At 65.6% G+C, this 13,710-nt stretch carries 16 protein-coding genes; 9 read left to right on the top strand and 7 right to left on the bottom strand.

Features of this window, described 5'->3' with window-relative positions; all coding sequences use genetic code 11:
- Positions 1-121: 121 nt before the first annotated feature.
- Entirely contained in the window at positions 122-2,173 is a 2,052-nt protein-coding gene (locus L6D75_RS05885; RefSeq protein WP_176511905.1) for a putative bifunctional diguanylate cyclase/phosphodiesterase, read from the bottom strand.
- Here L6D75_RS05885 and L6D75_RS05880 point away from each other — a divergent pair.
- Positions 2,139-2,441 (top strand): hypothetical protein, encoded by a 303-nt coding sequence (locus L6D75_RS05880; protein ID WP_176511904.1) that lies wholly within the window; start codon positions 2,139-2,141, stop codon positions 2,439-2,441. The genes L6D75_RS05885 and L6D75_RS05880 overlap by 35 nt on opposite strands.
- Here L6D75_RS05880 and L6D75_RS05875 read toward each other — a convergent pair.
- Entirely contained in the window at positions 2,431-3,027 is a 597-nt protein-coding gene (locus L6D75_RS05875; RefSeq protein WP_054899300.1) for a superoxide dismutase, read from the bottom strand. The genes L6D75_RS05880 and L6D75_RS05875 overlap by 11 nt on opposite strands.
- A 193-nt stretch (positions 3,028-3,220) precedes the next feature.
- Complete coding sequence (locus L6D75_RS05870) at positions 3,221-3,820, bottom strand: LysE/ArgO family amino acid transporter (RefSeq protein ID WP_176511903.1); 600 nt, start codon at positions 3,818-3,820, stop codon at positions 3,221-3,223.
- 89 nt (positions 3,821-3,909) lie between these two features.
- Between L6D75_RS05870 and L6D75_RS05865 the strand changes: the two genes are divergently transcribed.
- From L6D75_RS05865 to L6D75_RS05855, 3 genes are all read left to right on the top strand, one after another.
- Positions 3,910-4,800, top strand: coding sequence for a LysR family transcriptional regulator ArgP (locus tag L6D75_RS05865; RefSeq protein ID WP_176511902.1), 891 nt, complete (start codon positions 3,910-3,912; stop codon positions 4,798-4,800).
- A 45-nt stretch (positions 4,801-4,845) separates the two neighbouring features.
- Positions 4,846-5,841 (top strand): NAD-dependent epimerase/dehydratase family protein, encoded by a 996-nt coding sequence (locus L6D75_RS05860; RefSeq protein WP_176511901.1) that lies wholly within the window; start codon positions 4,846-4,848, stop codon positions 5,839-5,841.
- A gap of 87 nt (positions 5,842-5,928) precedes the next feature.
- Positions 5,929-6,753 carry an ATPase gene (locus L6D75_RS05855; protein WP_176511900.1) on the top strand — a complete coding sequence of 275 codons (825 nt, stop codon included), beginning with the start codon at positions 5,929-5,931 and terminating at the stop codon, positions 6,751-6,753.
- 96 nt (positions 6,754-6,849) lie between these two features.
- Here the strand turns inward: L6D75_RS05855 and L6D75_RS05850 are convergent, their stop codons facing one another.
- A complete protein-coding gene (locus tag L6D75_RS05850) occupies positions 6,850-7,899 on the bottom strand; it encodes an alkene reductase (RefSeq protein WP_176511899.1) in 1,050 nt (349 codons plus the stop codon).
- Positions 7,900-7,916: 17 nt separating this feature from the next.
- Positions 7,917-8,219, bottom strand: a complete 303-nt coding sequence (locus L6D75_RS05845; protein ID WP_176511898.1) for an ArsR/SmtB family transcription factor — start codon at positions 8,217-8,219, stop codon at positions 7,917-7,919.
- A 151-nt stretch (positions 8,220-8,370) separates the two neighbouring features.
- On the opposite strand from L6D75_RS05845, the gene L6D75_RS05840 reads away from it, so the two are divergent.
- Positions 8,371-8,955: an acyl carrier protein phosphodiesterase gene (locus L6D75_RS05840; RefSeq protein WP_176511897.1), complete on the top strand. Its 585-nt coding sequence runs from the start codon at positions 8,371-8,373 to the stop codon at positions 8,953-8,955.
- A gap of 108 nt (positions 8,956-9,063) precedes the next feature.
- Here the strand turns inward: L6D75_RS05840 and L6D75_RS05835 are convergent, their stop codons facing one another.
- Together L6D75_RS05835 and olsB are read right to left on the bottom strand one after the other, a co-directional pair.
- Entirely contained in the window at positions 9,064-9,852 is a 789-nt protein-coding gene (locus L6D75_RS05835; protein WP_176511896.1) for a lysophospholipid acyltransferase family protein, read from the bottom strand.
- On the bottom strand, positions 9,852-10,607 hold the full coding sequence (gene olsB, locus L6D75_RS05830) for an L-ornithine N(alpha)-acyltransferase (protein WP_176511895.1): 756 nt from the start codon (positions 10,605-10,607) through the stop codon (positions 9,852-9,854). The genes L6D75_RS05835 and olsB overlap by 1 nt, the downstream gene beginning before the upstream one ends.
- 144 nt (positions 10,608-10,751) lie before the next feature.
- On the opposite strand from olsB, the gene L6D75_RS05825 reads away from it, so the two are divergent.
- The 4 genes from L6D75_RS05825 to L6D75_RS05810 all read left to right on the top strand — a co-directional run bounded on the left by L6D75_RS05825 (position 10,752) and on the right by L6D75_RS05810 (position 13,709).
- Complete coding sequence (locus L6D75_RS05825) at positions 10,752-11,639, top strand: acyl-CoA dehydrogenase middle domain-containing protein (protein ID WP_176511894.1); 888 nt, start codon at positions 10,752-10,754, stop codon at positions 11,637-11,639.
- Between the two features lie 65 nt (positions 11,640-11,704).
- A complete protein-coding gene (locus L6D75_RS05820; protein ID WP_176511893.1) occupies positions 11,705-12,790 on the top strand; it encodes a serine hydrolase domain-containing protein in 1,086 nt (361 codons plus the stop codon).
- The gene (locus L6D75_RS05815) at positions 12,787-13,083 is read left to right on the top strand and encodes an amidase (protein ID WP_176511892.1); all 297 of its coding nucleotides are present in this window, start codon (positions 12,787-12,789) and stop codon (positions 13,081-13,083) included. The genes L6D75_RS05820 and L6D75_RS05815 overlap by 4 nt, the downstream gene beginning before the upstream one ends.
- 44 nt (positions 13,084-13,127) lie before the next feature.
- Positions 13,128-13,709, top strand: a complete 582-nt coding sequence (locus L6D75_RS05810; RefSeq protein WP_176511891.1) for a YceI family protein — start codon at positions 13,128-13,130, stop codon at positions 13,707-13,709.
- Position 13,710 lies beyond the last annotated feature (1 nt).

Genomic DNA, 13,710 nt, shown 5'->3' with positions numbered 1-13,710 from the left:
ATGCCGTGCGCCGTGGCACGCGAAACCGCAACATCATGCGAAAGATTTGCATTTGCTGTAAAGGGGCCAGACGCGCAATTCATGTAAATGCGCGTCATGGCTTGTAAGCGGCAGGGCAGGGTTACAGCGCCGACACCTGGTTGCGCTGCGCCTGCTTGAGAAAATGCGTCAGCTCGCGCGCCGACAGCGGCTTGCTGTAGTGGTAGCCCTGACCCTCGTGGCAACCCTGGGCGATGATGTAGCTTTCCTGCTCGGCGGTTTCCACGCCCTCGGCGATCACCTGCATGCCCAGGCTCTTGCCCAGCTGGATGATGGCGCGAACGATGGTGGCGTCGTCATCGTCGTCGAGCAGGTCCTGGACGAAGCTCTTGTCGATCTTGATCTTGTCCAGCGGCAGCGATTTGAGGTAGCTCAGCGACGAATAGCCGGTGCCGAAGTCGTCGATGGCGATCATCGCCCCCGAGCGGCGCAGGCTCAACAGGTGCTGGGCGGCGGTGCTGATGTCTTCCATCAGGCCGGTTTCGGTCACTTCCAGCTCCAGGCTGCGGGTGGGCAGGCGGTAGGCCTGCAGCAGGTTGTTGACCACCCGTGGCAGCTCGTTGTGGTGCAGTTGTACGGTGGACAGGTTGACCGCCATGCGCAGTTCGCTGAAGCCCAGGTCGTGCCATTCGCGCAGCTGCCGGCAGGCCTGGTCGAGCACCCATTCGCCGATGCTGATGATGCTGCCGTTCTGCTCGGCCAGCGGGATGAACTGGTCGGGCGGGACCATGCCCAGCTCCGGGTGCTGCCAGCGCAGCAGCGCCTCGACCCCGACCACGCGATGGTCGCGGTAGCTGATCTGCGGTTGGTAGACGAGGTACAGCTGGTTGCGCGGCAAGGCCTCGCGCAGGTCCTTTTCCAGCTCGCGGCGCCGGCGCATTTCGCTGTCGACGCTGGCGATGTAGAACTGGTAGCGGTTGCGCGAGCGCGCCTTGGCCAGGGTCATGGTCTGCTCGGCCTTTTGCAGCAGCTTTTCGGTGCTGTCGCCATCTTCGGGGAACAGGGTGATGCCGATGGTGGCGCGCAGGCGGATCTGCTGGTGGTCGAGGCCGAACGGGGCCTCGAGGTCGTCGAGGATGCTCTGCGCCAGCTCCGCCGCCTCGTAGGGCTGTTCGATGTTGGCCTGCACCAGCGCGAACTGGTCGCCGCCCAGCCGTGCCAGGGCGCCCAGCCGGCCGCTGTGGGCCCGCAGGCGGTCGGCCAGGGCCAGCAGCAACTGGTCGCCCACCTGGTAGCTGAACTGCTCGTTGATGCCCTTGAAATCGTCCAGGCCAACGCACAGCACGGCCACGCGGTGCTGCAGGCGGCCGGCGTCGGCGAGGATCTTGTCGAGCTGCTCCTGCAGTTGCTGGCGGTTGGGCAGGCCGGTGAGGAAGTCGTACTGGGCCATGCGCTGCAGGCTGTTCTCGGCCTCGTGGCGCAGATGGGTGTTGCGTTCGATCGAGGCCAGCAACTGGTTGGCGGTATTGACCCAGATACCCAACTCGTTCTTCTCGTGGCCCTTGAGCAGCGGGATCTGGTGCTGGCTGGGGCGGTCGGGGTTGATCTGGGTAAGGTGCTCGATGATCTTGGACAGCGGTTTGGTCAGCAGCCAGTGGTACACCAGGTACAGCACCAGGCCCATGGCCAGGGCGCGCAGCACGCCGGAGATGAAGATGATGATGGCGTTGACCAGGAAGTCTTCACCGTAGGCGGCGGTGTCGAGGGTGATGCTCAGGTCGCCGTAGTACTCGCTGTAGGGGCCGCGGCCGACCAGCTGGATGGTGTAGGTGCGTTCCTGGCCGAGGATCAGGTCGGTCAGCCAGCGCATGGACATGTCCTGCAGCGGGCGTGATTTTTCCGCAAGCATGGTTTCGTTGGGGTGGCCGATGGAGGCCTGGCGTACCGATTCGTCCTGGAACAGGCCTTCCATCACCTGCATGCCCATTTCCCGGTCGAGGCTGTACACCGCCTGGGTAGAGGGGTCGCGGAACATGTCGAGGATGCGCTGGGCGTCATTGTTGACGGCCTGGCGGGTCTTGTAGGTGTCGTAGACGATCTGCGCGCAACTGAGCACGACACCGACCGCCAGCGCCGAAAGGAGCACGACCCTGAGCAACTTGACCGACAAGCTGTTGCGCAATTCCAGCTTCAATGGGGTTTCCTTAATCCATGCCAGTGGCATCATTTTGCCATCAACGTCGGCAATACACTATCGGCCGCGCGGCTCTCCTGAGCAGTGTATCGGTTGCCTGACCGTGCAACTTGAGAACGCCGTGGCGAATGTCCAGACGTTTGATGTTAGCGTGCTATGCGGGGGGAGCAAGAGCGCTGGGCAAACTGCCGCTGCCAACTTCCAAGCCATAAAAAAACCCGGCGCAAGGCCGGGTTTTTCGATCAAGGCCGAACGCATCAGGCCTTGAAGGTTTTGCCTTCGAACTGCTCGGCAACGAACTTCCAGTTGACCAGGTTCCAGAACGCCTCGACGTACTTGGGACGCAGGTTGCGGTAGTCGATGTAGTAGGCGTGTTCCCAGACGTCGCAGGTCAGCAGCGGGGTGTCGCCGCTGGTCAGCGGGCAGCCGGCGCCGATGGTGCTGGCCAGGGCCAGGGAACCGTCGGCTTTCTTCACCAGCCAGCCCCAGCCGGAACCGAAGGTGCCAACCGAAGTCTTGGTGAACTCTTCCTTGAACTTGTCGAAGGAACCGAACGCAGCGTTGATGGCGTCAGCCAGGGCACCGGTCGGCTGGCCACCGGCGTTTGGCGCCAGGCAGTTCCAGTAGAAGGTGTGGTTCCAGACTTGAGCGGCGTTGTTGAAGATGCCGCCCGAAGAGGTCTTGACGATCTCTTCCAGGGTCTTGCCTTCGAATTCGGTGCCTGGGACCAGGTTGTTCAGGTTCACGACATAGGTGTTGTGGTGCTTGTCGTGGTGATACTCCAGGGTTTCCTTGGAGATGTGCGGCTGCAGAGCATCGTGGGCGTATGGCAGCGGCGGCAATTCAAAAGCCATGGTGGATCTCCTGATTCAGGTCTAGTTCGCGGTTTGCGCAAGGCCGATCACGGGCGGCCCTAGGTGCGTCGGCGAGTTTGTACTCTTTGCGACGCAAGGGCTGGATCATAGCACCAGCCCCGGCGCATAACCACGCAACAAAGATAGGGAATAGAGGTTCCAGAGCGCTTGGCGAACGCCGACGGGTGGCAGCTCAGGTGAAGATCAACTGCGCCGCCACGGCGAACATCATCACTGCCACCATCAGGTCGAGCATGCGCCAGGTGGCCGGGCGGGCCAGCCACGGCGCCAGCCACGCAGCCCCTAATGCCAGGGTGGTGAACCACAGCGCCGAGGCACTGGCGGCACCGGCCACATAGGCGCCAGGCACGGTTTGCTGGGCGCCGAGCGAGCCGATCAGCAGCACCGTGTCCAGGTACACATGGGGGTTGAGCAGGGTCACCGCCAAGGCGCTGAGCAGCACCGCGCGGCGCGAGCGCACGCCCTGGCCTTGCTGGTGCTGCAAGCTCTGTTTGGAGCAGGCGCTGCGCAGCGCCTTGGCGCCGTACCAGATCAGGAACACCGCGCCGCCCCAGCGGGCGATGGCCAGCAGCGTCGGGTTGTGCGCCAGCACCGTGGCCAGGCCGAATACCCCGGCCGCCACCAGCAGGGCATCGCAGACGATGCACAGCAAGGCCACCGGCAGGTGGTGTTCACGCCGCAAACTCTGGGCGAGGACGAAGGCGTTCTGCGCGCCGATGGCCATGATCAGGCCGAAGGCCACCAACATGCCGTTCAAATAGCTTTGCCACATGGCAGGTACTCCAAAGAAGATGTGGCCATTGTGCGGATCGGCGCTGTATAAGAAAAACAAATAACGCTGATCCGTCATTAGGAAAATCGATGTTCGACTACAAGCTGCTGGCCGCCCTCGCGGCGGTGATCGAGCAAGGCGGTTTCGAGCGCGCCGCGCAGGTGCTGGGGCTGTCGCAATCGGCTATCTCGCAGCGCATCAAGCTGCTCGAGGCGCGGGTCGGCCAACCGGTGCTGGTGCGCGCCGCGCCGCCGAGCCCGACCGAGGTGGGCCGCCAGCTGCTCAACCATGTGCAGCAGGTGCGCCTGCTGGAGCGCGACCTGCAGCGCCAGGTGCCGGCCCTGGACGAGGAGGGCATGCCCGAGCGCCTGCGCATCGCCCTCAACGCCGACAGCCTGGCCACCTGGTGGGCCGGTGCGGTGGGCGTGTTCTGCGCCGAGCATCATCTGTTGACCGACCTGGTGGTGGAAGACCAGGAGGTCGGCCTCAAGCGCATGCGCGCGGGCGATGTGGCGGCCTGCCTGTGCGGCAGCGAGCGGCCGGTGGCCGGGGCACGCAGCCTGCCGCTGGGGGCCATGCGCTATCGGGCGCTGGCAAGCCCAGGGTTCATGGCGCGCTACTTCCCCAGGGGCTTCGAGGTGCAGCGCCTGGCGCGCACCCCGGCCATCGTCTATGGCCCGGACGATTTCCTGCAGCACCGTTACCTGGCGTCGCTGGGGATACAGGACGGTTTCTTGCACCACCTGTGCCCCTCATCCGAAGGCTTCCTGCGCATGACCGAGGCGGGCCTGGGCTGGGGCCTGGTGCCCGAGTTGCAGGCCCGCGAGCAGCTGGCGAACGGGCAGTTGGTGGAAATCTGCGCCGATACTCCCATCGACGTGCCGTTGTACTGGCATCATTGGCGCAACGGCGGGCAACTGCTCGCGCAACTGACCGAGCACCTGCGGCACACGGCACGGCATTGGCTGGTGCCCTTGTAGCCGCGGTCGGCGTCTGTTGCATCTGAAATCAAGGCGGAGTCATACATGCGAATTCTGGTCACCGGCGCGAGCGGCTTCATTGGCGGGCGCTTTGCGCGCTTTGCCCTGGAGCAGGGCCTGGACGTGCGGGTCAGCGGCCGTCGCGCCGAGGGGGTCGAGCACCTGGTCAAGCGCGGCGCGCAGTTCATCCCCGGCGACCTGGGCGATGCCGAACTGGCCCGGCGCCTGTGCCAGGGCGTCGAGGCGGTGGTGCACTGCGCGGGCGCGGTGGGCAGCTGGGGGCGCTACCAGGACTTCCACCAGGGCAACGTGGTGGTCACCGAAAACGTCGTCGAGGGGTGCCTGAAGGAGCATGTGCGGCGCCTGGTGCACCTGTCGTCGCCGTCGATCTATTTCAACGGCCGCTCACGCCTGGATATTCGCGAAGACCAGGTGCCGCGCCGCTTCCACGACCACTACGCGCTGACCAAGCACCTGGCCGAGCAGAAGGTCTTCGGTGCCCAGGAATTCGGCCTGGAGGTGCTGGCGCTGCGCCCGCGCTTCGTCACCGGGGCGGGCGATGCGAGCATCTTCCCGCGCTTGATGCAGATGCAGCGCAAGGGCCGTGTCTCGATCATCGGCAACGGCCTGAACAAGGTCGACTTCACCAGCGTGCACAACCTCAACGACGCGTTGCTCAGTGCCCTGTTCGCCGAGGACCGCGCCCTGGGCCAGGCCTACAACATCAGCAACGGCCACCCGTTGCCGCTGTGGGATGTGGTGAACTACGTGATGCGCCAGATGCACCTGCCCCAGGTGACCCGTTACCGCTCCTACGGCCTGGCCTACAGCCTGGCGGCGCTGAACGAGGGCGCCTGCATGCTCTGGCCCGGGCGCCCGCAGCCAACCCTGTCGCGCCTGGGGATGCAGGTGATGAGCCGCGATTTCACCCTGGACATCAGCCGTGCCCGCCAGTACCTGGGCTACCAGCCCAAGGTCAGCCTGTGGACGGCGCTGGATGAATTCTGCGCCTGGTGGAAGCACCAGCCGCTCGGCCAGTGAACCTGGCCGGTTGATGATGGTCATCTGAGCGCCGCGCGAGCGGTTTATACTCATGCCTCTTTGCTACTACCGCGGTTGACCCCACCTATGCGTAACGATGCTCACGACGATTTCGACGATGTGCCCACCTTGCGGGCCGGTACCCCCGATGACGACGAACTGCTGCCAGCGCACGTGTCGCGCAGCCGTCAGAAAGCCGCCAAGCCCGCCAGCACGGCGCCGCTGTGGGCGCTGCTGGGGGCTTCGTTCATCGCCCTGGCGGGGCTGGGCTGGTGGAGCTTCCAGCAGATTTCGTTGATGGAGCAGCAGTTGGTGGCCACCCAGGAAAGCTTCGCGCGCATCAGCGAGGAAGCCGCCGGGCGCCTGCAGGCCATCAGCGGCAAGGTCGAGGCCAGCGAGTCGACGGTCAATACCGGCAGCGAGGCGCTGAAACTGCAGATTCGCCAGCTGCAGGCCAGCCTGGCCGAGCAGGGCGCCCAGCAGCAAGGCGTGGCCGGGCAGACGGGCGATTTGGGCAAGCGCCTGGAGCAGGTGCTGGCCGATACCCGTGAACAGCAGAAGGTGGTGACCGAGCTGCAGACGCAGTTACAGGCGCAACTCAAAGCGGTGAACGGCGAGCTGGCGGCACTGAAGTCGGCGCAAGTCGATGGCGGCAAGCTCGATGGCCAGCTCAAGAGCCTGAACGATGAAGTGGCGGCGTTGAAGAAGCAGGGTAACCAGAAGGCCGCCATCGAGAGCCTGGAGCAGGATGTGCTGGTGTTGAAGAGCCAGGCTGACAACCGGCCGGCTGCCAATTCGGGCGGTGCGTCGGTGCAGGAGTTCGATGCGTTTCGTGGGCAGACCACGCGCAACCTCAACACCCTGCAGAGCCAGATCCAGAACCTGCAACAGCAGATCAATGCCCGCCATTGAGATCAGCTGAGCCCTGAATCCCCGGCAAGCCTGGCGGTGTACCTGTGGGAGCCGGCTTGCCGGCGATTGGGCCGCAAAGCGGCCCCGCGTTCGCGATTACAGCCGTGGATAATCGATGTACCCCACCGGCCCCTTCCCATAGAACGTCTCCGGATGCGCCTGGTTCAACGGCGCATCGGCCTCCAGCCGCGCCGGCAGGTCCGGGTTGGCAATGAACGGCACGCCAAACGCCACCGCATCGGCCCGGCCACTGGCCAACGCCGCATTGGCACTGGCCTTGTCGAACCGTTCGTTGACGATGTACGGGCCGCCGAACGCTTGCTTGATCAGCGGGCCAATGCTGTCATCGGCTTCCTTCTCCCGCGAGCAGATGAAGGCGATGCCACGCTTGCCCAGCTCCCGCGCCACGTAGGTGAAGGTCTCGGCGCGGTCGGCGTCGCCCATGTCATGCGAGTCGGCACGCGGTGCCAGGTGCACGCCCACACGCCCGGCACCCCATACCTCGATGGCCGCATCGGTCACTTCCAGCAGCAGCCGCGCGCGGTTTTCCAGCGTGCCACCGTAACGGTCGTTGCGCTGGTTGGTGCTGCTCTGCAGGAATTGGTCGAGCAGGTAGCCGTTGGCGCCATGAATCTCCACGCCGTCAAAGCCCGCCGCCTTGGCGTTTTCGGCGCCGCTGCGGTAGGCCTCGACGATGTCGGCGATCTCTTCGGTTTCCAGCGCACGTGGAGTGGGGTACTCGGTGATCGGGCGCACCAGGCTGACATGGCCCTTGGGCTGGATCGCGCTGGGCGCCACCGGCAACTCGCCGTTCAGGTAGCTGGGGTGGGAGATGCGGCCAACGTGCCACAGCTGCAGGAAGATGCGCCCGCCAGCGGCATGCACGGCCTTGGTCACGTTGTTCCAGCCGCGTACCTGCTGGTCGTTCCAGATACCGGGCGTGTCCGGGTAGCCGACACCCATGGGCGACACCGAGGTCGCTTCGCTGAGGATCAGCCCGGCGCTGGCGCGCTGCACGTAGTACTCGGCCATCAGCGCGTTGGGCACCCGGCCCTCGTCGGCGCGGCAGCGGGTCAGCGGCGCCATGATGATGCGGTTGGGCAGTTGCACGTCGCCCAGCGTGATCGGATCGAAAAGCGTGGTCATGAAAGTTACCTGCCTTGTCAGAGTGCTTGGCGCAGTTGTTCGAGAAATGCCTGGATAGTGGTTTCGTTACGTTTGAAGAAGTGCCATTGGCCGACCTTCTGGCTGCTGATCAGGCCAGCCCGTTGCAAGGTCGCCAGGTGGGCGGAAACGGTCGACTGCGACAAGCCGCAGCGCTGATCGATCTGCCCGGCACACACGCCCTGTTCGGTGCTGTGGTGCTGGTCGGGAAACTGCGTGGCCGGGTCTTTCAGCCAGTGCAGGATTTCGCGCCGCACCGGGTGGGCCAGGGCTTTGATGATTTCGTCGAGATCGAGGGGCATGGTTGTCACTCGTGTTGTACCGGTATATCGCGATGGGTCGAAATATAAATCGGTATTTCGCGATATTGAAATACCGATAGGCTCTGAGCTGAGCGCGAATCGCTATATCGCGTTATAACGATATTGGCGCTGCCGGTGCTAGACTGCGGGCATGAACTACCTCGCACACCTGCACCTGGGCGGCCCCGCGCCGCAACAACTGCTTGGCAGCCTGTATGGCGATTTCGTCAAAGGCTCCCTGGAAGGGCGCTTTGCGCCTGAGCTTGAAGCGGCGATTCGGCTGCACCGGCACATCGACAGCTACACCGACCGGCACCCCCTGGTACTGGCCGCGCTCGCGCGCTTTCCCAGGGAGCGGCGACGCTTTGCCGGGATCGTTCTGGATGTGTTCTTCGACCATTGCCTGGCGCGGCATTGGGGTGATTACGCCGAACAGCCACTGGCGCAGTTCACCGGTGACTTCTACCGGGTGCTGCTGGCAGAGCCTGAGTTGCCGGGGCGGTTGGCGCGGATTGCGCCGTTCATGGCGGCGGATGACTGGCTGGGGGCGTATGGCGATTTCGACACCCTGGAGCAGGTGTTCAACGGGATTGCCCGGCGCTTGTCGCGGCCGGAGGGGATGAGCGGAGTGATGGGGGAGCTGGAGCGGTTGTACGAGCCGCTGCTGGCGGATTTTCGCGAGTTCTATCCGCAGTTGCAGGTATTTGCGGCGGCGGGGCGGGTATCCGAGCGCTGATCCTTTGGCCTCATCGCCGGCAAGCCGGCTCCCACATCATAGCGAAACCTGTGAAGGTCCCTGTGGGAGCCGGCTTGCCGGCGATGAGGCCAGTGCAGCCAAGCGCCATCAAGCAGCCCGCGCCTGCCGGCGGGGCGCCACTTCGACATCCTCGACCCCGAACAACGCCATGTGAATGGCCTGCTGCGCCTGAAACGCCAACGCCGCCCGCTCTTTGCCAATACTGCTGATCGGCGCCAGCAACTCAATGCACACCTCACCCCGAGGCGCCGCAAACAGCCGCATCAGGTGCGAAACCAGGTCATCGTCGCCAATGAACGGCGCGATCGGGTCCGCCTCACCGTTGCGCAGGTACTGGATGGCCACCGGCTGCACGGCCACACCCCGGTCGATGGCACCGGCCAGCAAGCGGCCGTGGAAGGTACGCAACTGGCGCCCGTCGGTGGTGGTGCCTTCAGGGAAGATCAGCAGCGGCCGCGCCTGGCCCAGCTGTGCCCCGATCTGCTCGCGCAGGCGCTGGCCGTCGCCACCGCCGCGGCGTATGAACAGCGTGCCGGCCTTTTCCGCCAGCCAGCCGGCCAGCGGCCACTGGCGCACTTCGGCCTTGGACAGGAACGACAACGGCAGCAGCATGCCAAGCAGGGGAATGTCGGCCCACGACACATGGTTGCTGACCCACAGCATCGGCCGCTTCGGCAGCTCGCCCACCACCCGCACATCGAAGGGCAGGGCGGTCACCAGGCGTTTCATGAACAGGCAGGCCCAGCGTTGGCGGCGCTCAAGGGACGCCTTGAAGCCCAGGCGTTCGCCCAGGGCAATGACGCTGGCCATGAGCATGCCCAGCAGCAGCACCAGCAGCAGCCGCGACAGGCGGGCGAGCACCCGCAGCCTGGGCATCAGACGGCCGCCTTGAAGTGGCGGGCGTAGCGTGGGCAGAGGTCGTCGCGCTTGAGCAGGATGAACACATCGGCCACCTGGAAATCCTCGTCCCAGCACGGCTCGCCGCAGATCTTCGCGCCCAGACGCATGTAGGCCTTGAGCAGCGGCGGCATTTCGGCGATGACGTTGCTGGGCAGTGCCAGGCTGGGCAGCGGGTTTTTCGGTTCGGCGCGCAGGTGTTCGGTGCACAGGTAGCGGTCACGCAGGCGTTGCATGATGGCGTGGGCCTGCACGCCGCCGTCCTGCATCGGGATGCTGGCGCAGCCCATCAGGTAGCTGTAGCGGCCTTCGTTGAGGACCTCGGCCAGCTCGCCCCAGAGCACGGCGATGGTGCCGCCGTTGCGGTAGTCGGCGGCGACGCAGGTGCGCCCCAGTTCCAGGATCGGGCCTTGCAGGTGCACCAGGCCGTGCAGGCTGAATTCTTCTTCGCTGTAGAAGCGCCCCAGGCTGCTGGCGGCCTGGTGGTCGAGCAGGCGGGTGGTGGCCACCAGCTCGCCGGTGCTCAGGTCGCGCACGCCGATGTGGCGGCAATGTACGTCGTAGTCGTCCATGTCCAGGCCCTGTTCGGCGCCTTTGAGCTTGGCCTTGAATTCCGCGCTGAACACCTTGTAGCGCAGCGCCTGTGCTTCCTGCAGGGCGGCTGCTCCAACCAGGCGTTCGGCTTGCAGACGGCGTTCAGTGCTGTTGTCGCCAGGGCGAGCGATCCGAGTCATTGCGAGTCTCCATAAGCCAGCCATGAAGGGTTGCGGCCGGTCGGCTTTGTTGTGCAAAGTCAGCCTAGGTAGGCGCGGTGTCACGGCTGTGAACCTTTGGTGATGCTTGCGTGACAGCCCCTGAAGGCCCACAAGGAGCATGCGATGGCTTGGTTGCAACGACTCAACGACCCTTTGCGCCAGCCGCTGGCCGGCACCCTGGGCGAGACTTACGGCGCGCAGCTCGCGCACCTGGGGCCGGTTTCGCCGTTCGAGCTGGCGGTGCTCGGTGGCCGCGCCATGGCCACCCCTGGCCTGGCCTTTCTCATCGGCTACCAGGCGGCCTTGCGTGTGCTCTGGCCCAGCGCCCCGGCCAGCCTCGGCGCGCTGTGCGCCACCGAGCGGCGCAGCGTGCGCCCGGCCGACATGAACACCCGCCTGGAGGGGCTGCGCCTGACTGGCAACAAGGACTTCGTCACCGCCGGGCTGGATGCCGAATGGCTGCTGGTGGCGGCGCGCAGCGAAGGGCCTGGGCAGGGGCCGCGGTTGAACCTGGCGGTGGTCTACCCTGGCGAGCCTGGGGTGACACTGGAGGCGCTGCCGACCCTGCCGCTGATGCCTGAAGTGGGCCACGGGCGGCTGCGCTTGCAGCAAGCCGGCTGCGAGTTGCTGGCGGGCGATGGCTGGGATGCCTACGTCAAACCCTTCCGCTCGCTGGAAGATCTGTACGTGCTGGCGGCCCTGACGGCCTGGCTGTATGGGGTTGGCCAGGAGTGCGGCTGGCCGCAGGACCTGCGCCTGCGTTTGCTGGGGCTGTTGGCGGGCTGCGCCGAAGGGAGCCGGCAGTGCGCCGACAGCGTGGGTTGCCATCTGCTGCTGGGCGGTTTGTTCGAGCAGTTCCAGGCGCTGCGCTGGGCCATCGACCAGGCGTTGGCGGCAGGCCCGGAGCAGTGGTCGCAGCTGTGGCAGCGCGACCAGGGCGTGCTGGCATTGGCCGCTGCGGCGCGGGAAAAACGCCTGGCCAAGGCCTGGGCGGCTGCAGGACTGTCATGAAAGGCTGAGAGGCTGGGTGATCCTCTGATAATGGGGCTGCCGCGCAGCCCATTGCAGGCAAGCCCATGCTCAAGACCCTGCTCGCGCTCTTCGCCCTGGCCATCGTCCCCGCCTGGGCCGAAGACTGGCCCGCCCCGGACTGGCCCTTCGACAATGCGGTCATCGATTGGCAAGCGGTGGATGCCTACGCCTTCCCGGCGCGCAATGCCGATGAACGCAGCGGCATCCGCAGCGACGCGCTGTTGATCATCCGCGATGGGCGCATTCTCCATGAGCGCTACAGCGCACCCACCACTGGCAAAACCGCCCACCTGACCTGGTCGGTCAGCAAGAGCGTGCTCGCCACCGTGCTGGGCGTCGCCCAGGGCCAGGGGCGCTTCCAGTTGCAGGACCCGGTGGCACGCTACTACCCGCCGATGCAGGCGCACCCCGAGGTGCGCATGGCCGACCTGCTGCACTGGGCCAGCGGCCTGCAATGGCAGGAAGACTATGAATATGCGCCGTTGAAGTCTTCGGTGGTGGCCATGCTCTATACCCGAGGGCGCCGCGACATGGCGGCCTATACCGCTGCGCACCCCGCCGTCGAGCCACCTGGCCAGCGCTTTCTCTATTCGAGCGGCGACAGCAACCTGCTGGCCGCCGCCTTGCGCGGCATGCTCGATGCCGGGGCCTACGCCGACTATCCCTGGCAGGCGCTGTTCACCCCGCTGGGCATCGACAGCGCGGTCTGGGAGCGCGATGGCGCGGGCACGCTGGTCGGTTCGTCCTACCTCTACCTCAGTGCCCGCGACCTGGCGCGCATCGGCCTGTTGATGCAGCGCGAAGGGCGTTGGCAGGCGCGCCAGCTGTTGCCGGCAAGCTGGGTGGCGTTCAACCGCGCCGTGTTCACCCAGGCCCAGGCCATCCCCGGCGAAGCCAACCCTGGCGGCCATTGGTGGCTCAACCAGCCGCTCGCACAAGGCGCTGCACGGCCATGGCCCGACGCCCCGGCAGATACCTACGCGGCGCTCGGCCACTGGGGCCAGGCGCTCTACATACTGCCCGCGCAGCAGCTGGTGATCGTGCGCTACGGCGATGACCGCGATGGCAGCTACAGCCACAACGAGTTGCTCAAACGGGTGCTGGCGGCGCTGGCCGGGGAGGGCGCATGAAGCGTCTGGCGTTACTGGCGCTTGTCGCACTGCTTGGCTGGGCCTGGCTGGAGCGCCAGGCGCTGGCGGATTTCCCCGGCATCCTTTCGGCGTATTCGGCCAAGGAGTACTGCTCGTGCCGCTTCGTCATGGGCTTCGAGCAGGCGTATTGCCGCGCCTACGTGAAACAGTGGCTACCCTTGAGCGAGCTGGAAGAAGACAGCCAGCAGCGCAGGGTCAGCGCCGCCGGGCTGGGCCAGCGCAGCCGCGCGGCCTGGCAGGGCGCGCAGCAGGGTTGCCGCTTGCTGCCATGACGGTGGGCGGTTAAGGTTGGCGGTCAAGTTTCACGAGATCTGTCATGTTCAAGCTGCCCCGTCTTCTGCCGGCCCTGCTGCTGGCCCTGTGTCTGCCCGCCCACGCCAACTGGCACCTCGATAGTGAATCGTCACGCCTGTCGTTCATCAGCGGCAAGAACGGCGACACCGCCGAGGTGCATCGCTTCCTGGTGTTGCATGGCTCGGTGGACCGCAAGGGCGCGGCGGCGCTGCGCATCGAGATGGACTCGGTCAGCAGCGGCATCCCGCTGCGCGACGAGCGCATGCGTGATGACCTGTTCGAGGTCGAGCGTTTCGCCGAAGCCACGATCAAGGCGCAGATCGACCTGCGCCCGATCAACGACCTGGCCAACGGTGCGCAGATCGAGTTGCGCCTGCCGCTCACCGTCAGCCTGCATGGCCAGTCGCACAGCTACAACGCACTGCTGCTGGCGACCCGCCTCGATGAGCGGCGCTTTCAGGTGGTGACCCTGGAGCCGCTGATTCTCAATGCCAACGACTTCGCTTTGCTGCCAGGGCTGGAAACCCTGCGCAAGTTCGCCAAGCTCAAGTCCATCAACCCCACGGTACCGGTCAATGCGGTGCTGATCTTCAACGCCCGCTGAC

Origin of the sequence: Pseudomonas faucium (assembly GCF_021602585.1) — a bacterium.
Lineage (GTDB): Bacteria > Pseudomonadota > Gammaproteobacteria > Pseudomonadales > Pseudomonadaceae > Aquipseudomonas > Aquipseudomonas faucium.
This window is presented reverse-complemented; position numbering and strand designations above follow the sequence as displayed.